Below are 17,555 nucleotides of genomic sequence, written 5' to 3' on the forward strand. Positions count from 1 at the left end.
GAGCGGCTGCGGCGGGCAGGGGTTCGGGCGTCAAGGCCGCCTCAGATGTCGAGGTTGGTGACCTTCAGGGCGTTGGCGTCGATGAACTCACGGCGCGGCTCGACCACATCGCCCATCAACGTGCTGAAGATCTCGTCGGCTGCCACCGCGTCCTCGATCCGCACCTGCAGCATGCGACGGGTGTCCGGGTTCACCGTGGTGTCCCACAGCTGCTCCGGGTTCATCTCGCCCAGGCCCTTGAAGCGCTGGACCTGCCGGCCCTTCTTGGCCTCCTCCAGCAGCCAGGCCTGGGCCTGGGCGAAGCTGCGGATCTCCTGGCTGCGGGTGCCACGCTGGATCTGCGCGCCTTCACGCACCAGGCCGTGCAATTGCGCGGCGACCTCGCGCACGGCGCGCAGCTCGCCGGTCTCGAAGGCGGACAGCGGCAGCACCTGGGTCAGCTCCTCACCCATGTGGCGGCGATGGGAGAGCAGGGCGGCCGGACGCTGCTCGGTGGCCGGCTGCAGCTCCAGAGCGTAACGGGGACTACCGATGCTACTGCTGTTGAGCGTCGCTTCCAGCTTGGCCAGCTCGCTGCGCAGGGCCTCGCCGGACAAGCCGACCAAGGCATCGACCGGGGCGGCATCGATCAGCGCCTCCAGCAGCGCCGGATCGAAGCGGTGGGCGTTGCGGCCGATCGATTCGCGCGCATTGGCGTACAGGATCAGCAGCTTTTCCAGGACCTCGCCGGCAATCGGCGGCTCGCCGGCGGCCGGGACCAGGGAGGCACCTTCGACTGCGCTATTGGCCAGGTAGGCATTGAGCGCCGCATCGTCCTTCAGGTACAGCTCCTGCTTGCCCTGCTTGAGCTTGTACAGCGGCGGCAGGCCGATGTAGACGTGGCCACGCTCGATCAGCTCCGGCATCTGCCGGTAGAAGAAGGTCAGCAGCAGGGTGCGGATGTGCGCACCGTCCACGTCCGCGTCGGTCATGATGATGATGCGGTGGTAGCGCAGCTTGTCCGGGTTGTACTCGTCCTTGCCGATGCCGGTGCCCAGCGCGGTGATCAGGGTACCCACCTGGTCGGAAGACAGCATGCGGTCGAAGCGCGCGCGTTCCACGTTGAGGATCTTGCCGCGCAGCGGCAGCACCGCCTGGTTCTTGCGGTTGCGCCCTTGCTTGGCCGAGCCACCGGCCGAGTCGCCCTCGACGATGAACAGCTCCGACAGCGCCGGATCCTTCTCCTGGCAGTCAGCCAGCTTCCCAGGCAGGCCGGCAATGTCCAGGGCGCCCTTGCGACGGGTGAGGTCGCGGGCCTTGCGCGCGGCTTCGCGGGCGCGGGCGGCATCGACGATCTTGCCGGCGATGGCCTTGGCTTCGTTCGGGTTCTCCTGCAGGAACTCCTCCAGGCGGGCACCGAAGGCGTTCTCCACGGCCGGACGCACGTCCGAGCTGACCAGCTTCTCCTTGGTCTGGCTGGAGAAGCTGGGGTCGGGCACCTTGACCGACAGCACCGCGATCATGCCTTCGCGCATGTCATCGCCGGTCAGGCTGATCTTGGCCTGTTTGGCGATGCCGTTCTGCTCGATGTAGTTGTTCAGCACCCGGGTCAGCGCGCCGCGGAAGCCGGCCAGGTGGGTACCGCCGTCCTTCTGCGGGATGTTGTTGGTGAAGCAGTACATCGTCTCCTGGTAGGAGTCGGTCCACTGCAGCGCCACTTCCACGGTGATGTTGTTGTGCTCGCCGGTGACGGCGATGACGTTGGGATGCAACGGGGTCTTCAGCTGCGCCAGGTGCTCCACGAAGCTGCGGATGCCGCCTTCGTAGTGGAAGTCGTCGCGACGCCCGTCGCCGCGCTCGTCGGCCAGCACGATCTTGACGCCGGAATTGAGGAAGGAGAGCTCACGCAGGCGGCGGGCGAGGATGTCGTAGTGGAACTCGGTATTGCCGTGGAAGGCGACCTCCGAGGGCCAGAAGCGCACCGTGGTGCCGCGTTTGCTGGTCTCGCCCAGCTGCTTGAGCGGGGCAACCGCCGCGCCGTTGCTGAATTCCTGCTGGTAATGCGCGCCGCCCTGGAACACATCCAGCAACAGCTTTTCCGACAGCGCATTGACCACGCTGACGCCGACGCCGTGCAGGCCGCCGGACACCTTGTAGCTGTTGTCGTCGAACTTGCCGCCGGCGTGCAGCACGGTCATGACCACTTCCGCCGCCGAGACCTCGCGGCCGAGCTTGGCGCTCATCTGCGCATGCTTGCCGACCGGAATACCGCGACCGTTGTCCGAGACCGAGACCGAACCATCGGCATGGATGGTCACCGTGACCGCATCGGCGTGGCCGGCCAGGGCCTCGTCGATGGAGTTGTCCACGACTTCGAACACCATGTGGTGCAGGCCGGTGCCATCGTGCACGTCGCCGATGTACATGCCGGGACGCTTGCGGACCGCTTCCAGGCCTTCCAGGGCGGTGATGCTGTTGGCGTCGTAGTTGCCGTTCTGCGGAGTCGGGGTGGAGCCGGTCTGGTGTTCGTCGCTCATTCGGGTCCGTCAGCTGCAGCCCTCAGCGCCATCCGGTGCGATCGCGCCGGGCGCTGGAACGGGCGGTAAGGTGTTGATCCGATTATAGCACCCGGGGCGGGCAGGGCTGGCCGCGGGGGCTGAGGGGAGCCACGTGGGGGGTGTGTTCCACGTGGAACAGGGAGCCACCAGTGCATTGGGAGGCCGACGTTGCCTCGTGAGATCACTCAGGCCTGCCGACCGATCCATGTTCCACGTGGAACCGCGTGAAGCGCCAATCCGCGGTCGACAAAGGGGAGGGGAGCTCGGTACCCGTGATCACAACCTGGGCCGGCGAACCGGCTAGCCGCCCCAACACGCGCTCCTGATGCCCGCGATCCAGCTCGGAAGCGAGGTCATCCAGCGCCACCACTGGCCATTCCCCCTGGCGGGCCGCAAAATCCTGCGCCTGTGCAAGCAGGCACGACAACGCGGTCAGCTTGGCCTGACCACGAGAAAGCGGCTCGCGGTTGGGCAGCGCGGGGAAGTCGATCCGCCAGTCGGCGCGATGCGGGCCGGCATGCGTATACCCGGTCATGCGATCACGCTCACGCGAGAGCAGCAGCGCGTCTGCGAGCGAGACCTCGGACCGGCGCCAGCCCGGCAAGAAGGAGACGGACGGCGTGCCCAAGGAGGGGACGAGCTCAGTGGCGACCTCGGCCAGATGCGCCTCGAGCGCATCCAGATATCCTCCACGGTGCAGCGTAAGCTGTTCGCCACTGTCCGCCAGCTCAGCCTCCCAAGGCTCCAGGTCGCGGGGACCGCCATGCTGCTTCAAAAGGGCATTGCGTTGCTTGAGCGCCCGCGCATAGCGCCGCCACAGCGGGAGGAAGCCAGGTTCCACGTGGAACAGGCCCCAATCCAGGTAGCGACGACGGGCTTCTGCGCTGCCTGTCACCAGCGCGTGACTCCCTGGTTCGAAGGTCACCACCGCAAAGGCGGCGCACAGATCGCCCAGCTGCGCCACGTTCTGGCCGTCCAGTCGCCCCTCCCATTGCTGCCCTGAGTGCCGCAGGCCCGCGCGGCGCTGACGCCCCAGCCGCTGCTCTTCCCATTCAACGAAGATCTCCAGCGCGTCCGCGTGGCTGCGGATCAGCCCGTCACGGACACGCCCCCGGAAACTGCGCCCGTAAGCCATGACGTGCAGCGCCTCCAGCACCGTGGTCTTGCCAGCACCGTTCTCCCCGGTGATCACATTCAGCCCAGGGCCCAGCTCAAGCTGAAATCCTGCGAATCTGCGGATCTGCGAGCCTGTGAGGCGGGTTACCAGCACGAAGAGACCTCGCGACCCGCCCGTGAAGCAGATACGACAACGCCCGGATCACCCGGGCGTCGTGCAGCGCGTTCCACGTGGAACATCGTCCCAACCGTCACAGACGCAGCGGCATCACCACGTGGCGACACTTCTCGCTGGAGGCCTCACGCACCAAGGCCGACGAGTTGGCATCGCGCAGCTGCAGCACGATGAACTCATCCTTCAGCGCAGAGAGCGCATCCAGGAGGTAATTCACGTTGAAGCCGATCGCCAGGTCGTCGACCTTGGTGTCGGCTTCGATCTCTTCCTGCGCTTCTTCCTGCTCGGGGTTGTGCGCGCTGATCTTCAACTGGCCAGGCGACACTTCCACGCGCACGCCGCGGTACTTCTCGTTGGACAGGATGGCCGCACGCTGCAGCGCCGCGCGCAGCACCTCGCGGTCGAGCTTGACTTCGCGGTCCGCGCCGATCGGGATCACTGCCTCGTAATCCGGGAAACGGCCATCGATCAGCTTGCTGGTGAAGGTGACATCGTCGCGCTTCATGCGGATGTGGCTGCGACCGATTTCCAGTTCAACCACGCGCTCGCCACCTTCCAGCAGGCGCTGCAGCTCGGTCACGCCCTTGCGCGGCACGATGATCTGGCGCTTGCCGGTGCTGCCTTCCAGCGACGCCTCGCACAGCGCCAAGCGGTGACCATCGGTGGCCACACAACGAAGACCGCTATCGCGCAGGTCGAACAACAGCCCGTTGAGGTAGTAGCGCACGTCCTGCTGGGCCATCGCGAACGCGGTGCGCTCGATCAGCTCCTTCAAGGTGGCTTCAGGCACGTGCACGCGTTCGGTGGCTTCCACCTCATCCACCGACGGGAAATCGTTCGCGGGCAGGGTGGCCAGGGTGAAACGGCTCCGGCCGGCCTGCACGGTGACCTTGTCACCGGTCTGGGAGACGGTGACGCGGCTGCCATCGGGCAGGGCGCGAATGATGTCGAACAACTTGCGTGCCGGAATGGTGGTTTCCCCATCCTGCGCATCGTCCACTGCGCTGCGCGACACCATCTCCACTTCCAGGTCGGTGCCGGTCAGCGAGAGCTGGCCGTTGCTGACCTGGACCAGGAAGTTGGCCAGCACCGGCAAGGTCTGGCGCCGTTCCACGACATTGACCACTTGCGCCAGGGGTTTGAGGAGAGCTTCTCGTTGGAGGCTGAAACGCATCTGGTCTAGGTCCCTATGCCGTAGATTTAATTGTGGAAATAAATAAAAAGCTGGTGGTGGTGGTAGCGCGCAAAATCGCCTGAAACTACTTCAACCCTTTGAATCTGAAGCGAATTTCCGAACTACAACCCGGTGGACAAGCGGCGGCGCGCTTCTGGGAAAAGCTGTGGATAAAAACGCGGCTGCGTTCGACGCACATCTTATCCACAACTGCGGCAGGGGCTTACTCACTGAGCTTGCGTATAAGTTTGTCCCAATCCTCGCGCAGCTTGCCATCGGTCTCCATCAGGTTGCGGATCTGGCGGCAGGCATGCAGCACGGTGGTGTGATCGCGCCCGGCGAAGGCATCGCCGATCTCGGGCAGGCTGTGCTCGGTCAGTTCCTTGGCCAGGGCCATGGCCACCTGCCGCGGACGGGCCAGCGAGCGCGTCCGGCGCTTGGACAGCAGGTCCTTGATCTGCAGGCCGTAGTAGTCGGCCACGGTCTTCTGGATGTTGGCGATGGAAATGGCCTGCTGCTGGGCCCGCAGCAGGTCGCGCAGGGTTTCCTGGGCGAACTCCGGGGTGATCGCCCGGCCGGTGAAGTTGGCGCGGGCGGCCAGCGTGTTGAGGGCGCCTTCCAGATCGCGCACGTTGGAGCGCATCTTCTTGGCCAACAGGAAGGCCACATCGTCGGGGATCTCCGCGCCGCGCTCGCGCGCCTTGGCCAGCACGATGGCCGCGCGGGTCTCGAAGTCCGGCGGGTCGATGGCCACCGACAGGCCCCAGGCCAGGCGCGACTTCAGCCGCGGCTCCAGGCCTTCGACCTCGCGCGGGTAGCGGTCGCAGGTCAGGATGATCTGCTGGCGTCCGTCGAACAGCGCGTTGAAGGTGTGGAAGAACTCCTCTTGCGTGCGGTCCTTGCCGGCGAAGAACTGGATGTCGTCGATCAGCAGCGCATCGACCTGCTGGAAGCGGCGCTTGAACTGGTCCATCGATTTTTCGATCAGTGCCTTGGTCATGGCGCTGAAGAACTGTTCCGAGCGCAGGTACAGCACGCGCGCCTCGGGCCGGGCACGCAGCATCTCGTTGCCGGCGGCGAACATCAGGTGGGTCTTGCCCAGGCCGGTGCCGCCGTACAGCAGCAGGGGGTTGTGCGCACGGTCGCCAGGCTTCTGCGCGGCCTGCCAGGCCGCCGCGCGCGCCAGCTGGTTGCTGCGACCCTCGACGAAGTTGTCGAAGGTGTAGTGGTTGTCCATGTTGCCCGCGTAGGGCTCGGCGGCCAGCGCGGTGGCCGTGGCCGAGGTGGACAGCGTGGACGCGCTCGGCGCCGGCGCGGCGGCCCGACGCGAGCCGATCTCCAGCGAGACATCGCCATGCCCGGCGAAGTAGGTCAGCAGTTCGCGGATGCGCGAGAGGTAGCGCTCGCGCACCTGGTCGACGATGAAGGCATTGGGCGCGTACAGCACCATCGCGTCGCTGCGCTGGTCGGCTTGCAGCGGCTTGAGCCAGGTGTGTACGTCTTCGGCTGGAAACTCGGCTTCCAGACGTTCAAGGCAGCGGGGCCAGGCATCCATCAAATCGTTCAACGTGTGCTTGGGCAACGGCGCACGGAAAAGCGCACGATGCGTGGGAATTCGGCAGAGCAGCCGGCCGGTCAGACTACCACCGGGACCCGGTGCCGCAAAGGAGTTATGCACAGGCCCGCCCACAGACTTGTCCACGGCCGTGCAAGAAAAAGTCAAGCAGGACTTGACCTTGCGGCATACACCTCTCTAGAATTTCCGGTTCTTTCCGTCCACCATCATTCGAGGCCCCCATGGCCACCAAGCGCACCTATCAACCCAGCAACCTCAAGCGCAAGCGCGACCATGGTTTCCGTGCCCGCATGAAGACCGCCGACGGCCGCAAGATCCTGGCCCGTCGTCGCGCCAAGGGTCGCGCGCGTCTCAGCGCCTGATCCTGATTCATCGGCCTGCCACGCGCACGGCCGATGAGGCTTGGGTCCGCCCCTCTCGGCGGACCAGATCCCACGATGTCCCTGACGTTCCCGCGAAGCTCGCGGGTCCGCACGCGCGGTGACTACACCCGTGCGTTCGACCGTGCGCGCCGCACCGCCGATCCGCTGATGGTCCTGCACTGGGCGCGCGAGACGGCGAGCGAACCCCGCCTCGGTCTGGCGGTCTCGCGCAAGGTCGATCCGAATGCCGTCGGCCGCAACCGCATCAAGCGCGTGCTGCGCGAGCAGTTCCGTCAGCTGCGTGCGCAGCTGCCCGCCGGCGACTATGTCGTGGTCGCCCGTCACGTGGCCCGCCAAGCTACCAACACCGCGCTGCGCGAGGCGTTCTGCCGCCTGCTCCAGCGCTCCGGCGCGTTGCCGCCTGCGGCGGTGGGCGGCACAATGCCCGCGCCTGCCGCTCCGGCACCGACCTCCTCTTCCCTGTCCGCGTCGCCGTCGGGCGACGCCTGAGATTGCCTGTCCGATGAACCAGACCCGTGTCTTCCTGATCCTCGCCTGGCTGATGGTGGCGACCCTGCTGTGGATGGAATGGAGCCGCCAGCACAGCGCGCCCACGCCATCCACGCCCGCCGCCGCCACGGCAGGGACGACCGAAGGGGTGACCGCGCCGGGCAATGGCGCCGATCCGGGCGTGATCCCCAACACCGACGGGCTGGCACTGCCGAGCACCTCGCCACAGCTCGCCGGTCCCGCCCCGGCCCAGCAGGGCGCGGCCGCGCGCGTGCGCGTGAGCACCGACGTGCTGCAGGTCGAACTGGACGGCAGCCGCGTGCTGCAGGCCGATCTGCTGAAGTTCCCGCAGAGCAAGGACGCGGGCAGCCCGCCGGTGCGTCTGTTCAACGATGTCCCCGGCACCTACTACACCGCGGGCATCGCCTGGGTGGGCGGCAATGGCACGGCGCTGCCGGCGCAGTTCGTGCCCGAGCAAGGCAACGCGCCGGCGGTGTTGGAGCAGGGCCAGGACACGCTGGTGGTGCCCTTCGTGTGGAAGGGACCCAATGGCGTCAGCATCCGCCGCACTTTCACCTTCAAGCGCGGCCAGTACGCGGTGGACGTGGCCGACCAGGTGCTCAACACCGGCAGCGCGCCGTTCCAGGGCGTGGTGTACCGCCAGCTCGAGCGCGTGCCGCCCGAGGTCAAGAGCGGCATGACCAACCCGGAATCCTTCAGCCTGCTGGGCTCGGCCTGGTACAGCAAGGACGTGGGCTACCAGCGCCGCAAGTTCAAGGACTACCTGGATGATGGCCGGGTCGACCAGCAGATGACCGGCGGCTGGATCGCCATGCTGCAGCACCACTTCATGAGCGGCTGGATCCCGCAGGCCGACGACAAGGTCAAGGTGTCGCTGGCCGAGCGCAAGGTGGCCGGGACCCAGCGCTACCTGATCAGCGAGGCCGGCCCGGGCGTCAACGTGCCGCCGGGCCAGCAGAGCACGACCTCCGCGCGCCTGTGGGTAGGTCCCAAGCTGGTGGCCAGCATCGCCACCGCGCAGGTGCCGGGCCTGGACCGCGCCATCGACTACAGCCAGTTCTCCATCTTCGCGGTGATCGGCTCGGGCCTGTTCTGGATCCTCAGCCACATCCACGACCTGGTCGGCAACTGGGGCTGGTCGATCATCGGCCTGGTAGTGGTGGTCAAGCTGGTGCTGTTCCCGCTGGCCAACGCGCAATACCGCAGCGCCGCCAAGATGCGCCAGTTCCAGCCGCGCCTGGCGCAGCTGAAGGAGCGCTATGGCGATGATCGCCAGAAGTACCAGCAGGCGATGATGGACCTGTACAAGAAGGAGAAGATCAACCCGATGGGCGGCTGCCTGCCGGTGCTGGTGCAGATGCCGATCTGGCTGTCGCTGTACTGGGTGCTCAACGAGTCGGTGGAACTGCGCCAGGCGCCATGGGCGTTCTGGATCCACGACCTGACCGCGCGCGATCCTTACTTCATCCTGCCGGTGCTGAACGTGGCGATCATGTTCTTCACCCAGCGCCTGAACCCCGCGCCGGGCATGGACCCAACCCAGCAGAAGATCATGATGTACATGCCGCTGGCCTTCGGCGTGATGATGGCGCTGTTCCCGTCCGGCCTGGTGCTGTACTGGGTGACCAACGGCGCGCTGGGCCTGGCGCAGCAGTGGTGGATGACGCGCAAGTACAGCGCGCCCAGCCCAGCCAAGGCGGCCAAGTAGGTCGAGCACGAAGCCCGCCGCAAGGCGGGCTTCGCGCATGCGGGCCGCACGTCGCAACGCGCTCGCCAGTGGACCTCACCGAGCGGGACTGGCGGTGCTCATCCACGTCTCAGCCAGCCCGATCCTGCTATGGGAGAAGCCGTGAACCTCCAGCCCCAAGACACCATCGCCGCGATCGCCACCGCCCCGGGTGCCGGGGGCGTGGGCATCGTGCGCCTGTCCGGACCGCAGGCCCTGTCCATCGCCGCGCGCATCTGCCGGTGCCCGCTGCAGCCGCGGCGCGCGCACTACGCAAGATTCCGCGACGAGCAGGCGCAGCTGCTGGACGACGGCATCGCCCTGGCGTTTCCGGCGCCGCGGAGCTTCACCGGCGAGGACGTGGTGGAACTGCAGGCGCACGGCAGCCCTGTGGTGCTGCGCCAGCTGGTGGCGCTGGCCTGTCGCCTGGGCGCGCGCCACGCACGCCCAGGTGAGTTCAGCGAGCGGGCGTTTCTCAATGGCAAGTTCGACCTGACCCAGGCCGAGGCCATCGCCGACCTGATCGCCGCGGCGGACGTGCGCTCGGCGCGGGCGGCGCGGCGCGCACTGGACGGGGCGTTCTCCACGCGCGTCCACGGCGTGGCCGACCAGGTGCTGGCGCTGCGGGTGCATGTGGAGGCGGCGATCGATTTCGCCGACGAGCCGCTGGACACGCTGGGCGGGGCCGCTGTCAGGCAGGGGCTGGAAGTGGCGCAGACGGCCTTGCTGGGTTTGATCGCCGACGCGCAGCGCGGGCGGCGCCTGCGCGATGGCCTGCATGCGGTGATCGTCGGGCCGCCCAATGCCGGCAAGAGTTCGCTGCTCAACGCACTGGCCGGCAGCGAGCGCGCCATCGTCACCGATATCGCCGGCACCACGCGCGACGTGCTGCGCGAAAGCGTGCACCTGGACGGACTGGAACTGACGCTGGTGGATACCGCCGGCCTGCGCGAGGGCGGCGATGCCATCGAACGCGAGGGCATGCGCCGGGCGCGCGCGGAATTGCAGCGCGCCGACATCGCCCTGGTGGTGCTGGACGCCACCGCGCTCCAAGCCGGCCGTGCGGCCGTGGCCGATGCGATCGCCGAGGTGCCCAAACGCCTGTGGATCCACAACAAGGCCGACCTGCTGGACACGGCCACCGTCACCGACACCGACGACACCGTGCATGTCTCGGCCATGCATGGCCAGGGCCTGCAGCGCCTGCAGCGCACCTTGCATGCGCTGGTGGGCATGAACGCACCGGAAGGCGGCGAAGGCGAATTCACCGCGCGCGCGCGCCACGTCACCGCGCTGGAGCTGGCAGCGACGCACCTGGCCCTGGGCCTGGACTGCGTGCGCCATGAGCGCCTGGAGCTGGCGGCCGAGGAGCTGAGGCTGAGCCACGACGCGCTGGGCGAGATCACCGGCGTGGTCACACCCGATGCCTTGCTTGGCCATATCTTTTCCACCTTCTGCATCGGCAAGTAGCAAAAGGGGGGGCAGGCCGTCGCCCAGACCCTGCCGCAGACCGACAAGCGCCTCCGGGATGCGGTGTGCGGATCAGGTTGCTCAGGGGAAAGGCCGAGCATTGGCCTGTACCAGCGACGAGGCGTGCAGCGACCTTGGGCGCTGCCGAGAGTGGTGGCTGGCATGCGGACCTCGACGTCCCGCCGCCACCAGAGGCTTGCTGCCGAGATTGGCAGGCATCCTGCATCATGGTTTGGTGACGCCGGTCACAATGACCCCGTGGCGGGCGACGGGTCGGCGCACATAAGATCATGACGTCCGTACGAGGAACCCGGCGCGCCGCACTGCCGGGCCATTAGAAGGAGACCCGCTCCAGGCGGGTCCGCACACCGCAGGCCACGGACGCCTGCGGCGGCAACTGGGGAAAACGTACATGTCGCACGACCCGATTTCGGCGAAATCGCGCCTGCTTGTGCCTGCACTGCTGGTGCTGGCCATCGCGGCCTGCTCCAAGAACGAGGCCGATGCGCCCGCGCCCGCCGAGGCGCCCGCGACCCAGGCTGCCGCCACGCAAACCCCGGCGGTGACGGCTGAAACGGCGGTCGCGCCCGGCGTGAAGGCCATGGGCGCCGAGCAACTGCGCGAGGCCGCCAGCAAGGCCCTGGCCGAGAACCGCATCTACTCGCCGGGCGGCAACAACGCCATGGAGTACTACCTGTCGCTGCGCGACAAGGAAGCCAACGACCCGGCGGTCAACAGTGCACTGACCGACCTGTTGCCGTACACGCTGATCGCCGCCGAGCAATCGCTGGCGCGCGAGGACCTGGCCGAAGCCCAGCGACTGGCCGCGCTGATCGAAAAGACCGATGCCAACGCCCCGGCGCTGCCGCGCCTGAAGCAGAGCCTGGCCGCGGCCGAGCGCAGCATCGCCCAGCGCGAGGTCAATGCCGAGGCCACGGCCAAGGCCGAGGCGGACAAGAAGAAGAAAGAGGCCGAACGCGTGGCCGCCCAGGCCGCCGAGCAGAAGCAGGCGGCCGAGGCGCTGGCCGCCCAGCAGCAACGCGAGCAGGCCAGCCGCGCGGCTGAAGCCGAGCGCAGCGCAGCGCAGCCGCGCCCGGCCGCCACTGAGGCGCCCACGCCCACGCCCGCGCCGGCCACGCCCGCCCCGTCACCCGCACCGCGGACGGTCAGTGCGCCGGCCACGCCGACCCTGCGCGTGGTGGCGGCCCCCGCGCCGCGCTATCCGGCCGACGCGTTGCGCTCGGGCACCTCCGGCGAGGTGCTGGTGGAGATCACCGTGGGCGTGGATGGTTCGGTGACCAACGCCCGCGTGGTGCGCGCTCAGCCGATCCGCGTGTTCGATCGCGAGGCGCTCAACGCGGTGCGTCGCTGGAAGTTCGAGCCGGTGGACGCCCCGGTCACCACCCGCCGCACCATCGCCTTCAATTCCGGCGGCGGCAGCGGCGATTGAGGGTGCACGCGGCCACGCCACCCTGTGTGCGTGGCCGCGAAGGTGGGTGGGGGCGTGTCATCCACACACGTAGGGTGGACAACGCGAAGCTTGTCCACCAGCGCGGCGGCTGCGGAAAGATCACGAGAACGCCGCGACGGCTGGCTTCGTCGTGGAACGGCGACACGGCTCCGCACGTCCGCGTTGTTCGATTCGCGGCGGTGGTGGATGGAAGAGCGTCATCCACCCTACGTAAGGTGGACAACGCGAAGCTTGTCTACCAGCGCGATGGCTGCGGAATGATCGCGAGAAAGCCGCGACGGCTGGCTTCGTCGTGAAACGGCGACACGGCTCCGCACATCCGCGTTGTTCGTTTCGCGGCGGTGGTGGATGGAAGAGCGTTCTCCACCCTACGTAGGGTGGACAACGCGAAGCTTGTCTACCAGCGCGACGGCTGCGGAATGATCGCGAGAAAGCGGCGATGGCTACCTTCGTCGTGAAACGGCGACACGGCTCCGCACGTCCGCGTTGTTCGATTCGCGGCGGTGGTGGATGGAAGAGCGCCATCCACCCTACGTAGGGTGGACAACGCGAAGCTTGTCCACCAGGGCGACGGCTGCGGAAAGGTCGCGAGAAAGCCGCGACGGCTGGCTTCGTTGTGGAACGGCGACACGGCTCCGCACATCCGCGTTGTTCGTTTCGCGGCGGTGGTGGATGGAAGAGCGTTGTCCACCCTATGTAGGGTGGACAACGCGAAGCTTGTCCACCAGCGCGATGGCTGCGGAATGATCGCGAGAAAGCCGCGACGGCTGGCTTCGTCGTGGGAGAGGCGATGCGACTCCGCACATCCGCGTCGTTCATTTCGCGGCGGTGGTGGATGAAGGAGCGTCATCCACCCTACGTAGGGTGGACAACGCGAAGCTTGTCCACCAGGGCGACGGCCGCGGAAAGATCGCGAGAAAGCCGCGACGGCTGGCTTCATCGTGGGAGAGGCGACACGACTCCGCACATCCGCGTTGTTCGTTTCGCGGCGGTGGTGGATGAAGGAGCGTCGTCCACCCTACGTGGGGTGGATGACGCGATGCTTGTCCACCGTGCGGCGCGCTGCGCTGAGACTCGGGGCCTCGCGCTCCACGCGCGAGCCTTTCCTTCATCGAACGCAGCGTCGCGTCGGCCTCAACCGGAGATGGCCAGCTGTTCGTTGTGGTAGCGCCGCACCGCGCCGAACCAGAGCAGGGCGCCCAGGGTCAGTGCGCAGCCCAGGTAGACGCCCCACTGCTGTGCGGTGACCAGCTCGCCGCGCACGATCTTGAGGATCAGCTGGTTCTGCGCCAGGAACGGCACGGAGAACTGCCACAGCTCGGTCTTGAGCGGATTGACCATCAGCACGATGCTGGGAATCATCGGCAGCAGCATCAGCCAGCCAAGATGGCTCTGGGCTTCCTTCATGCTCTTGGCCGAGGCGGCCAGGAAGGTCAGCAGCGAGGTGCCGATCACCGCCATCGGCAGCAGCACCGCCAGCAGCTGGGCCATGGCGCCGAAGCCCACCGACATCTGCCGGCCGACCGTGGGCGAGAACTGCGCGGTCAGCTTGAACGACAGCAGGGTCAGCACGATGCCCAGCATCGACACCGCGCAGGCCGCGGCCAGCTTGCCGCTGACGATGCCGCTGCGCGGGGCGGGCGTGGCCAGCAGGGGCTCGAGCGACTGCCGCTCGCGCTCGCCGGCGGTGCTGTCGAACACCACGTGCGCACCGCCGATGAACACCGACAGGATCAGGAAGTACGGCAGGAACGCGGCGGCAAAACGTCCACGCTGCGCTTCCGGCGTGGACAGGTCCACCCGCTGCACCTGCACGGCGGCCATCGCCCCGGGGTTCACGCCGCGGGCGAACAGGCGCAGGGCGCCGACCTGCGCGCCATAGCCATTGAGCAGGCCCTGCAGGCGTTGCACCGGCACCTGCGCATCCTGGCGCGTGCTGTCGAACAGGATCTCCACCGCCGCCGGCTCGCTGGCGCGCCACTTGTCGCCGTAGTCGGCGGGAATACGCAGCACCAGGTCTTCGGCCTGGCTGGCGATGGCCGCCGGGATGTCCTTCGGCGGGTCCTTGATGGTGACGTTCTGGCCTTCCAGCCAGGCGATCAGGTTGGGCGCGTGCGCCTTGCCCACCACCGGCAGGTCCAGCGGCTTCTCGGTCAGGTCCTTGACCCGCTTCTCGCCCAGGGTGCCGATGCCCAGCAGCAGCAGCGGCATCAGGATCGGGCCAAGGCCGATGGTCAACAGCAGCGTGCGGCGGTCGCGGAACAGGTCCAGCAGTTCCTTGCGCATCACGATCCACAGACTCTTCATCGTGCTCATGCGTGCAGGCCCTCCTCCGACCCGATGGCCTTGACGAAGGCATCCTCAAGATTGTCCTCGCCGGTCTGCGCGCGCAGCTCGTCGGCCGTGCCCTGGGCCACCACCGTGCCCTTGGCGATGATCACGATGCGATCGCACAGCGCGGCGACCTCCTGCATGATGTGGCTGGAAAACACCACGCAGCGGCCCTCGCCGCGCAGCTGCTTGAGGAATTCGCGCAGCCCGCGGGTGGTCATCACGTCCAGGCCGTTGGTGGGCTCGTCCAGCACCACGTTGCGCGGATCGTGCACCAGCGCACGGGCGATGGCGGTCTTGGTGCGCTGGCCCTGGCTGAAGCCTTCGGTGCGGCGGTCCAGGAAGTCCTCCATGTTCAGCGCCTTGGCGAGGCGCTGAGTGCGCTCGGCGATGGTGGCCGCGTCCAGCCCATGCAGCGTGCCGAAGTAGGCGATGTTCTCGCGCGCGGTCAGGCGCTTGTAGACGCCGCGGGCATCGGGCAGCACGCCCAGGGCGCGGCGCGCGGCCTCGGCCTGGGTGGCCACGTCCAGCCCATCGACCACCACCCGGCCGCTGTCCGGCTGCATCAGGGTGTAGAGCATGCGCAGCGTGGTGGTCTTGCCGGCGCCGTTGGGACCGAGCAGGCCGGTGATCTCGCCGTCGCGCGCGGTGAAGCCCACCCCGTCCACGGCCTTCACCGTGGCGGCCTTGGTCTTGAAGGTCTTATGCAAATCCTGCAGCTCGATCATGGGTCCCATCCGTAGAAGCCGGTGAACGGCGGGGTGTAGGGCAGCCTGGCCAGGCACTGCGCGTCCAGCGCCTTGGCATTGGTGGTATCGAGGAAGCTGCCCAGCAGGCGCGGCATGCAGCCCACGCCGATGACGTTGTGGCCCTGGCCGCGCAGCACCAGGTGCCGCGCATTGGGCAGGGTCTTGGCCACCGCATCGCCGTAGCGCGGCGGGGTGACCGGATCGAACTCGCCGGACACCAGCAGCGCCGGCACCTGGCCGGTCAGCGGCTTGCGGAAACTCGCCGCGCGCGTGCCCTTCGGCCAGACCTTGCACTGGGCGCTGAGGAACTCGGCGAAGTCGTTGCCCAGCAGGGTGTCGGCGTCGGCCGGATCGGGTCTGAGCTCGTCCCCGTCCTCGGCGCAGATCACCGACAGCTGCATGCCCATGGTGATGCTGTCGGAGAGCTCGCCAGTGATCATCTTGGAGGCGGCCATCAGGCTGTCGTAGCGGCCCTGCGCGGCTTCCTCGAACTGCAAGGGCAGGATCGAGGACATCATCGGCAGGTAGGCCGACATGCGCACCAGGGCCACCACGTGGCCGGCAGTCAGACGTTCCTCGGCCTGCTGGCCGCTGCGCGGGTCGCGGTAGCGCACCAGCGGCGGGTCGGTCTTCAGCTTTTGCATCAGCGCCGCCAGCTTCTGCCGCGGGTCGCCCAGCTTGCGCGTGCAGTCTGGCGTCTTGGCGCAGCGCGCGAACTGCAGGTCCAGCGCGTTCTCCAGGTTGCGGGCGAAGTCGGCGCCCAGCACCAGCGAGTTGGGCGCCACCCCGTCCAGCACCAGGCTGCGCGTGCTGTCCGGGTAGGTGGCCGCGTACTGCTGGGCCACGCGGGTGCCGTAGGAGATGCCGACCAGGTTGATCCTGGCCGCGCCGATGGCCTTGCGCACCGTCTCCAGGTCGCCGATCGCCTCGCCAGTGGTGTAGTAGCGCGGGTCGGCGTGGTGCGAGACCTCGGCCAGGCAGCGGCGGGTGTAGGCGCTGGCGGCCTGCGCGGTGGGCGTGGTGCTCTCGTCCATCGCCTCCTTGCAGGCGAGCTTGTTGGAGCCGCCGGTGCCGCGCTGGTCCACCAGCAGCACATGGCGCTTCTTGTTGATCTCGGCGAAGGCGGGCGCGACCTGGCCGTAGCTGTCCAGCGCGGACTGGCCGGGGCCGCCGGCGATCATGAAGACCGGGTCGGGCTCGGCCGCGTCGTCGCGCTCGGCCGGCACCCAGCCGATGCGCAGGCCGATCTTGCGGCCGTTCGGGGCCGCGGGATTTTCCGGTACCTGCAGGGTGGCGCACTGGGCCTCCACGGGCGTGCCGCCCAGCGGCGAGCTCAGCGAGCAGGGTTTGAAGTCCAGCGACCCCAGCGTTCGGGCCTGCGCGGCGGGGGCGCCGGCGGCCGCGATCAGCAGCAGGGTCAGTAATCGTCGATGACGCATTGAGGCTTCCTTGACGCGGCCAAATCCGCCGCCATGCTGCCATGACGTCGCCACCGGGCGAATGTGACCGAAGGCAGGGGCGATGGTGCCGTTGGCGCCTCTAGCGGCTGCTGACGTACTTCTCGCGGCGCAGCTGGGCGGGCGTCAGCCCCCTGGCCTTGAGCGCCTCGAAGCCGGCATCGACCATGTCCGGGTTGCCGCACAGATACGCGATGTCGCGCGCCGGGTCCGGGGCCAGTTCCTCCAGGAACTGCTGCACGTAGCCATGACGCATGTCCGCATGCGGGCTGGCCGGCAGGCCGCGCGAGAGGCAGGGCAGGTAGCGAAAGGGCGGATGGGCCTGGGCAAAGCTGCGGAATTCCTCGCCGTACAGCAATTCCTCCACGGTGCGTGCGCCTTGCAGCAGCACCACCTCGACTGCTCGCTGCTCCATCAGCCGCGCCAGCGTCGGCAGCATGGCGCGGTAGGGGGTGACCCCGGTGCCCGTGGCCAGCAGCAGGTAGCGCGCGTTGACATCCCCAGGCTGTAGGGTGAAGCGCCCGAAGGGTCCGCTGGCCTGGACACTCTGGCCGATCTCTAGCGCCTCGAACAGCGCGGTGGCCGCCCCACCCGGCACGTAGCTCACCGCGATCTCGACGGTCCCGCCCGCGTGCAGGGGCCCGCTGTGCCGGCTGGCCAGCGAATAGCTGCGGCGGGTGGCGGTGCCGTCGGCGTAATCGAAGTGCACCTGCAGGAACTGCCCAGGCGTGAAGTCCAGGGCCTGGCCGTCACCGCGCACGAAGCTCAGGTGGGCCACGCTGGGTGCCAGCATGCGCCGGCCGGTCAGCTGCAGGGGGAAGGTGACAATGGCCAAGGCGGTGGAACGCTCTGTCTGCGCCGGGCCATTCCGGCGGGGGGA

13 protein-coding genes are annotated in these 17,555 nt (G+C 68.0%); 5 read left to right on the plus strand and 8 right to left on the minus strand.

Going from position 1 to position 17,555, the window contains the following annotated elements; genetic code table 11:
* Positions 1-41 precede the first annotated feature (41 nt).
* The 4 genes from gyrB to dnaA form a co-directional block, all read right to left on the minus strand.
* On the minus strand, positions 42-2,516 hold the full coding sequence (gyrB, locus tag EPA99_RS09445) for a DNA topoisomerase (ATP-hydrolyzing) subunit B (protein ID WP_129470969.1): 2,475 nt from the start codon (positions 2,514-2,516) through the stop codon (positions 42-44).
* A gap of 202 nt (positions 2,517-2,718) precedes the next feature.
* Complete coding sequence (recF, locus tag EPA99_RS09450) at positions 2,719-3,807, minus strand: DNA replication/repair protein RecF (protein WP_129470970.1); 1,089 nt, start codon at positions 3,805-3,807, stop codon at positions 2,719-2,721.
* A gap of 97 nt (positions 3,808-3,904) precedes the next feature.
* Positions 3,905-5,002, minus strand: a complete 1,098-nt coding sequence (gene dnaN, locus EPA99_RS09455; RefSeq protein ID WP_129470971.1) for a DNA polymerase III subunit beta — start codon at positions 5,000-5,002, stop codon at positions 3,905-3,907.
* 223 nt (positions 5,003-5,225) lie between these two features.
* Positions 5,226-6,557 (minus strand): chromosomal replication initiator protein DnaA, encoded by a 1,332-nt coding sequence (gene dnaA / locus EPA99_RS09460; protein ID WP_129470972.1) that lies wholly within the window; start codon positions 6,555-6,557, stop codon positions 5,226-5,228.
* A gap of 242 nt (positions 6,558-6,799) precedes the next feature.
* Between dnaA and rpmH the strand changes: the two genes are divergently transcribed.
* From rpmH to EPA99_RS09485, 5 genes are all read left to right on the plus strand, one after another.
* Positions 6,800-6,940 (plus strand): 50S ribosomal protein L34, encoded by a 141-nt coding sequence (gene rpmH / locus EPA99_RS09465; RefSeq protein ID WP_129470973.1) that lies wholly within the window; start codon positions 6,800-6,802, stop codon positions 6,938-6,940.
* 75 nt (positions 6,941-7,015) lie between these two features.
* Positions 7,016-7,450, plus strand: a complete 435-nt coding sequence (gene rnpA, locus EPA99_RS09470) for a ribonuclease P protein component (RefSeq protein WP_129470974.1) — start codon at positions 7,016-7,018, stop codon at positions 7,448-7,450.
* Between the two features lie 13 nt (positions 7,451-7,463).
* Complete coding sequence (gene yidC, locus EPA99_RS09475) at positions 7,464-9,179, plus strand: membrane protein insertase YidC (protein ID WP_129470975.1); 1,716 nt, start codon at positions 7,464-7,466, stop codon at positions 9,177-9,179.
* Positions 9,180-9,308: 129 nt separating this feature from the next.
* Entirely contained in the window at positions 9,309-10,667 is a 1,359-nt protein-coding gene (gene mnmE / locus EPA99_RS09480; protein ID WP_129470976.1) for a tRNA uridine-5-carboxymethylaminomethyl(34) synthesis GTPase MnmE, read from the plus strand.
* 412 nt (positions 10,668-11,079) lie between these two features.
* Positions 11,080-12,117 (plus strand): energy transducer TonB, encoded by a 1,038-nt coding sequence (locus tag EPA99_RS09485; protein ID WP_129470977.1) that lies wholly within the window; start codon positions 11,080-11,082, stop codon positions 12,115-12,117.
* A 1,155-nt stretch (positions 12,118-13,272) separates the two neighbouring features.
* Here EPA99_RS09485 and EPA99_RS09490 read toward each other — a convergent pair.
* From EPA99_RS09490 to EPA99_RS09505, 4 genes are all read right to left on the minus strand, one after another.
* The gene (locus EPA99_RS09490; RefSeq protein WP_129470978.1) at positions 13,273-14,454 is read right to left on the minus strand and encodes an ABC transporter permease; all 1,182 of its coding nucleotides are present in this window, start codon (positions 14,452-14,454) and stop codon (positions 13,273-13,275) included.
* Complete coding sequence (locus EPA99_RS09495; RefSeq protein WP_129470979.1) at positions 14,451-15,197, minus strand: ABC transporter ATP-binding protein; 747 nt, start codon at positions 15,195-15,197, stop codon at positions 14,451-14,453. The genes EPA99_RS09490 and EPA99_RS09495 overlap by 4 nt, the downstream gene beginning before the upstream one ends.
* Positions 15,194-16,657 (minus strand): alpha/beta hydrolase, encoded by a 1,464-nt coding sequence (locus EPA99_RS09500; protein WP_129470980.1) that lies wholly within the window; start codon positions 16,655-16,657, stop codon positions 15,194-15,196. Before EPA99_RS09500 ends, EPA99_RS09495 begins: the two co-directional genes overlap by 4 nt.
* A gap of 100 nt (positions 16,658-16,757) precedes the next feature.
* Entirely contained in the window at positions 16,758-17,510 is a 753-nt protein-coding gene (locus tag EPA99_RS09505) for a ferredoxin--NADP reductase (RefSeq protein ID WP_277751643.1), read from the minus strand.
* Between the last annotated feature and the right edge of the window lie 45 nt (positions 17,511-17,555).

The sequence above is a fragment of the Pseudoxanthomonas composti genome (assembly GCF_004122095.1).
In the GTDB taxonomy this organism is placed as follows: Bacteria; Pseudomonadota; Gammaproteobacteria; order Xanthomonadales; family Xanthomonadaceae; genus Pseudoxanthomonas_A; species Pseudoxanthomonas_A composti.

What these genes read in the sequence shown, in the direction of transcription:
- gyrB (WP_129470969.1), bottom strand. Translation starts at nt 2,516, where the DNA reads ATGAGCGACGAACACCAGACCGGCTCCACCCCGACTCCGCAGAACGGC.
- dnaN (WP_129470971.1), bottom strand. Translation starts at nt 5,002, where the DNA reads ATGCGTTTCAGCCTCCAACGAGAAGCTCTCCTCAAACCCCTGGCGCAA.
- dnaA (WP_129470972.1), bottom strand. Translation starts at nt 6,557, where the DNA reads ATGGATGCCTGGCCCCGCTGCCTTGAACGTCTGGAAGCCGAGTTTCCA.
- rpmH (WP_129470973.1), top strand. Translation starts at nt 6,800, where the DNA reads ATGGCCACCAAGCGCACCTATCAACCCAGCAACCTCAAGCGCAAGCGC.
- rnpA (WP_129470974.1), top strand. Translation starts at nt 7,016, where the DNA reads ATGTCCCTGACGTTCCCGCGAAGCTCGCGGGTCCGCACGCGCGGTGAC.
- yidC (WP_129470975.1), top strand. Translation starts at nt 7,464, where the DNA reads ATGAACCAGACCCGTGTCTTCCTGATCCTCGCCTGGCTGATGGTGGCG.
- mnmE (WP_129470976.1), top strand. Translation starts at nt 9,309, where the DNA reads ATGGGAGAAGCCGTGAACCTCCAGCCCCAAGACACCATCGCCGCGATC.
- EPA99_RS09485 (WP_129470977.1), top strand. Translation starts at nt 11,080, where the DNA reads ATGTCGCACGACCCGATTTCGGCGAAATCGCGCCTGCTTGTGCCTGCA.
- EPA99_RS09490 (WP_129470978.1), bottom strand. Translation starts at nt 14,454, where the DNA reads ATGAGCACGATGAAGAGTCTGTGGATCGTGATGCGCAAGGAACTGCTG.
- EPA99_RS09495 (WP_129470979.1), bottom strand. Translation starts at nt 15,197, where the DNA reads ATGATCGAGCTGCAGGATTTGCATAAGACCTTCAAGACCAAGGCCGCC.
- EPA99_RS09500 (WP_129470980.1), bottom strand. Translation starts at nt 16,657, where the DNA reads ATGCGTCATCGACGATTACTGACCCTGCTGCTGATCGCGGCCGCCGGC.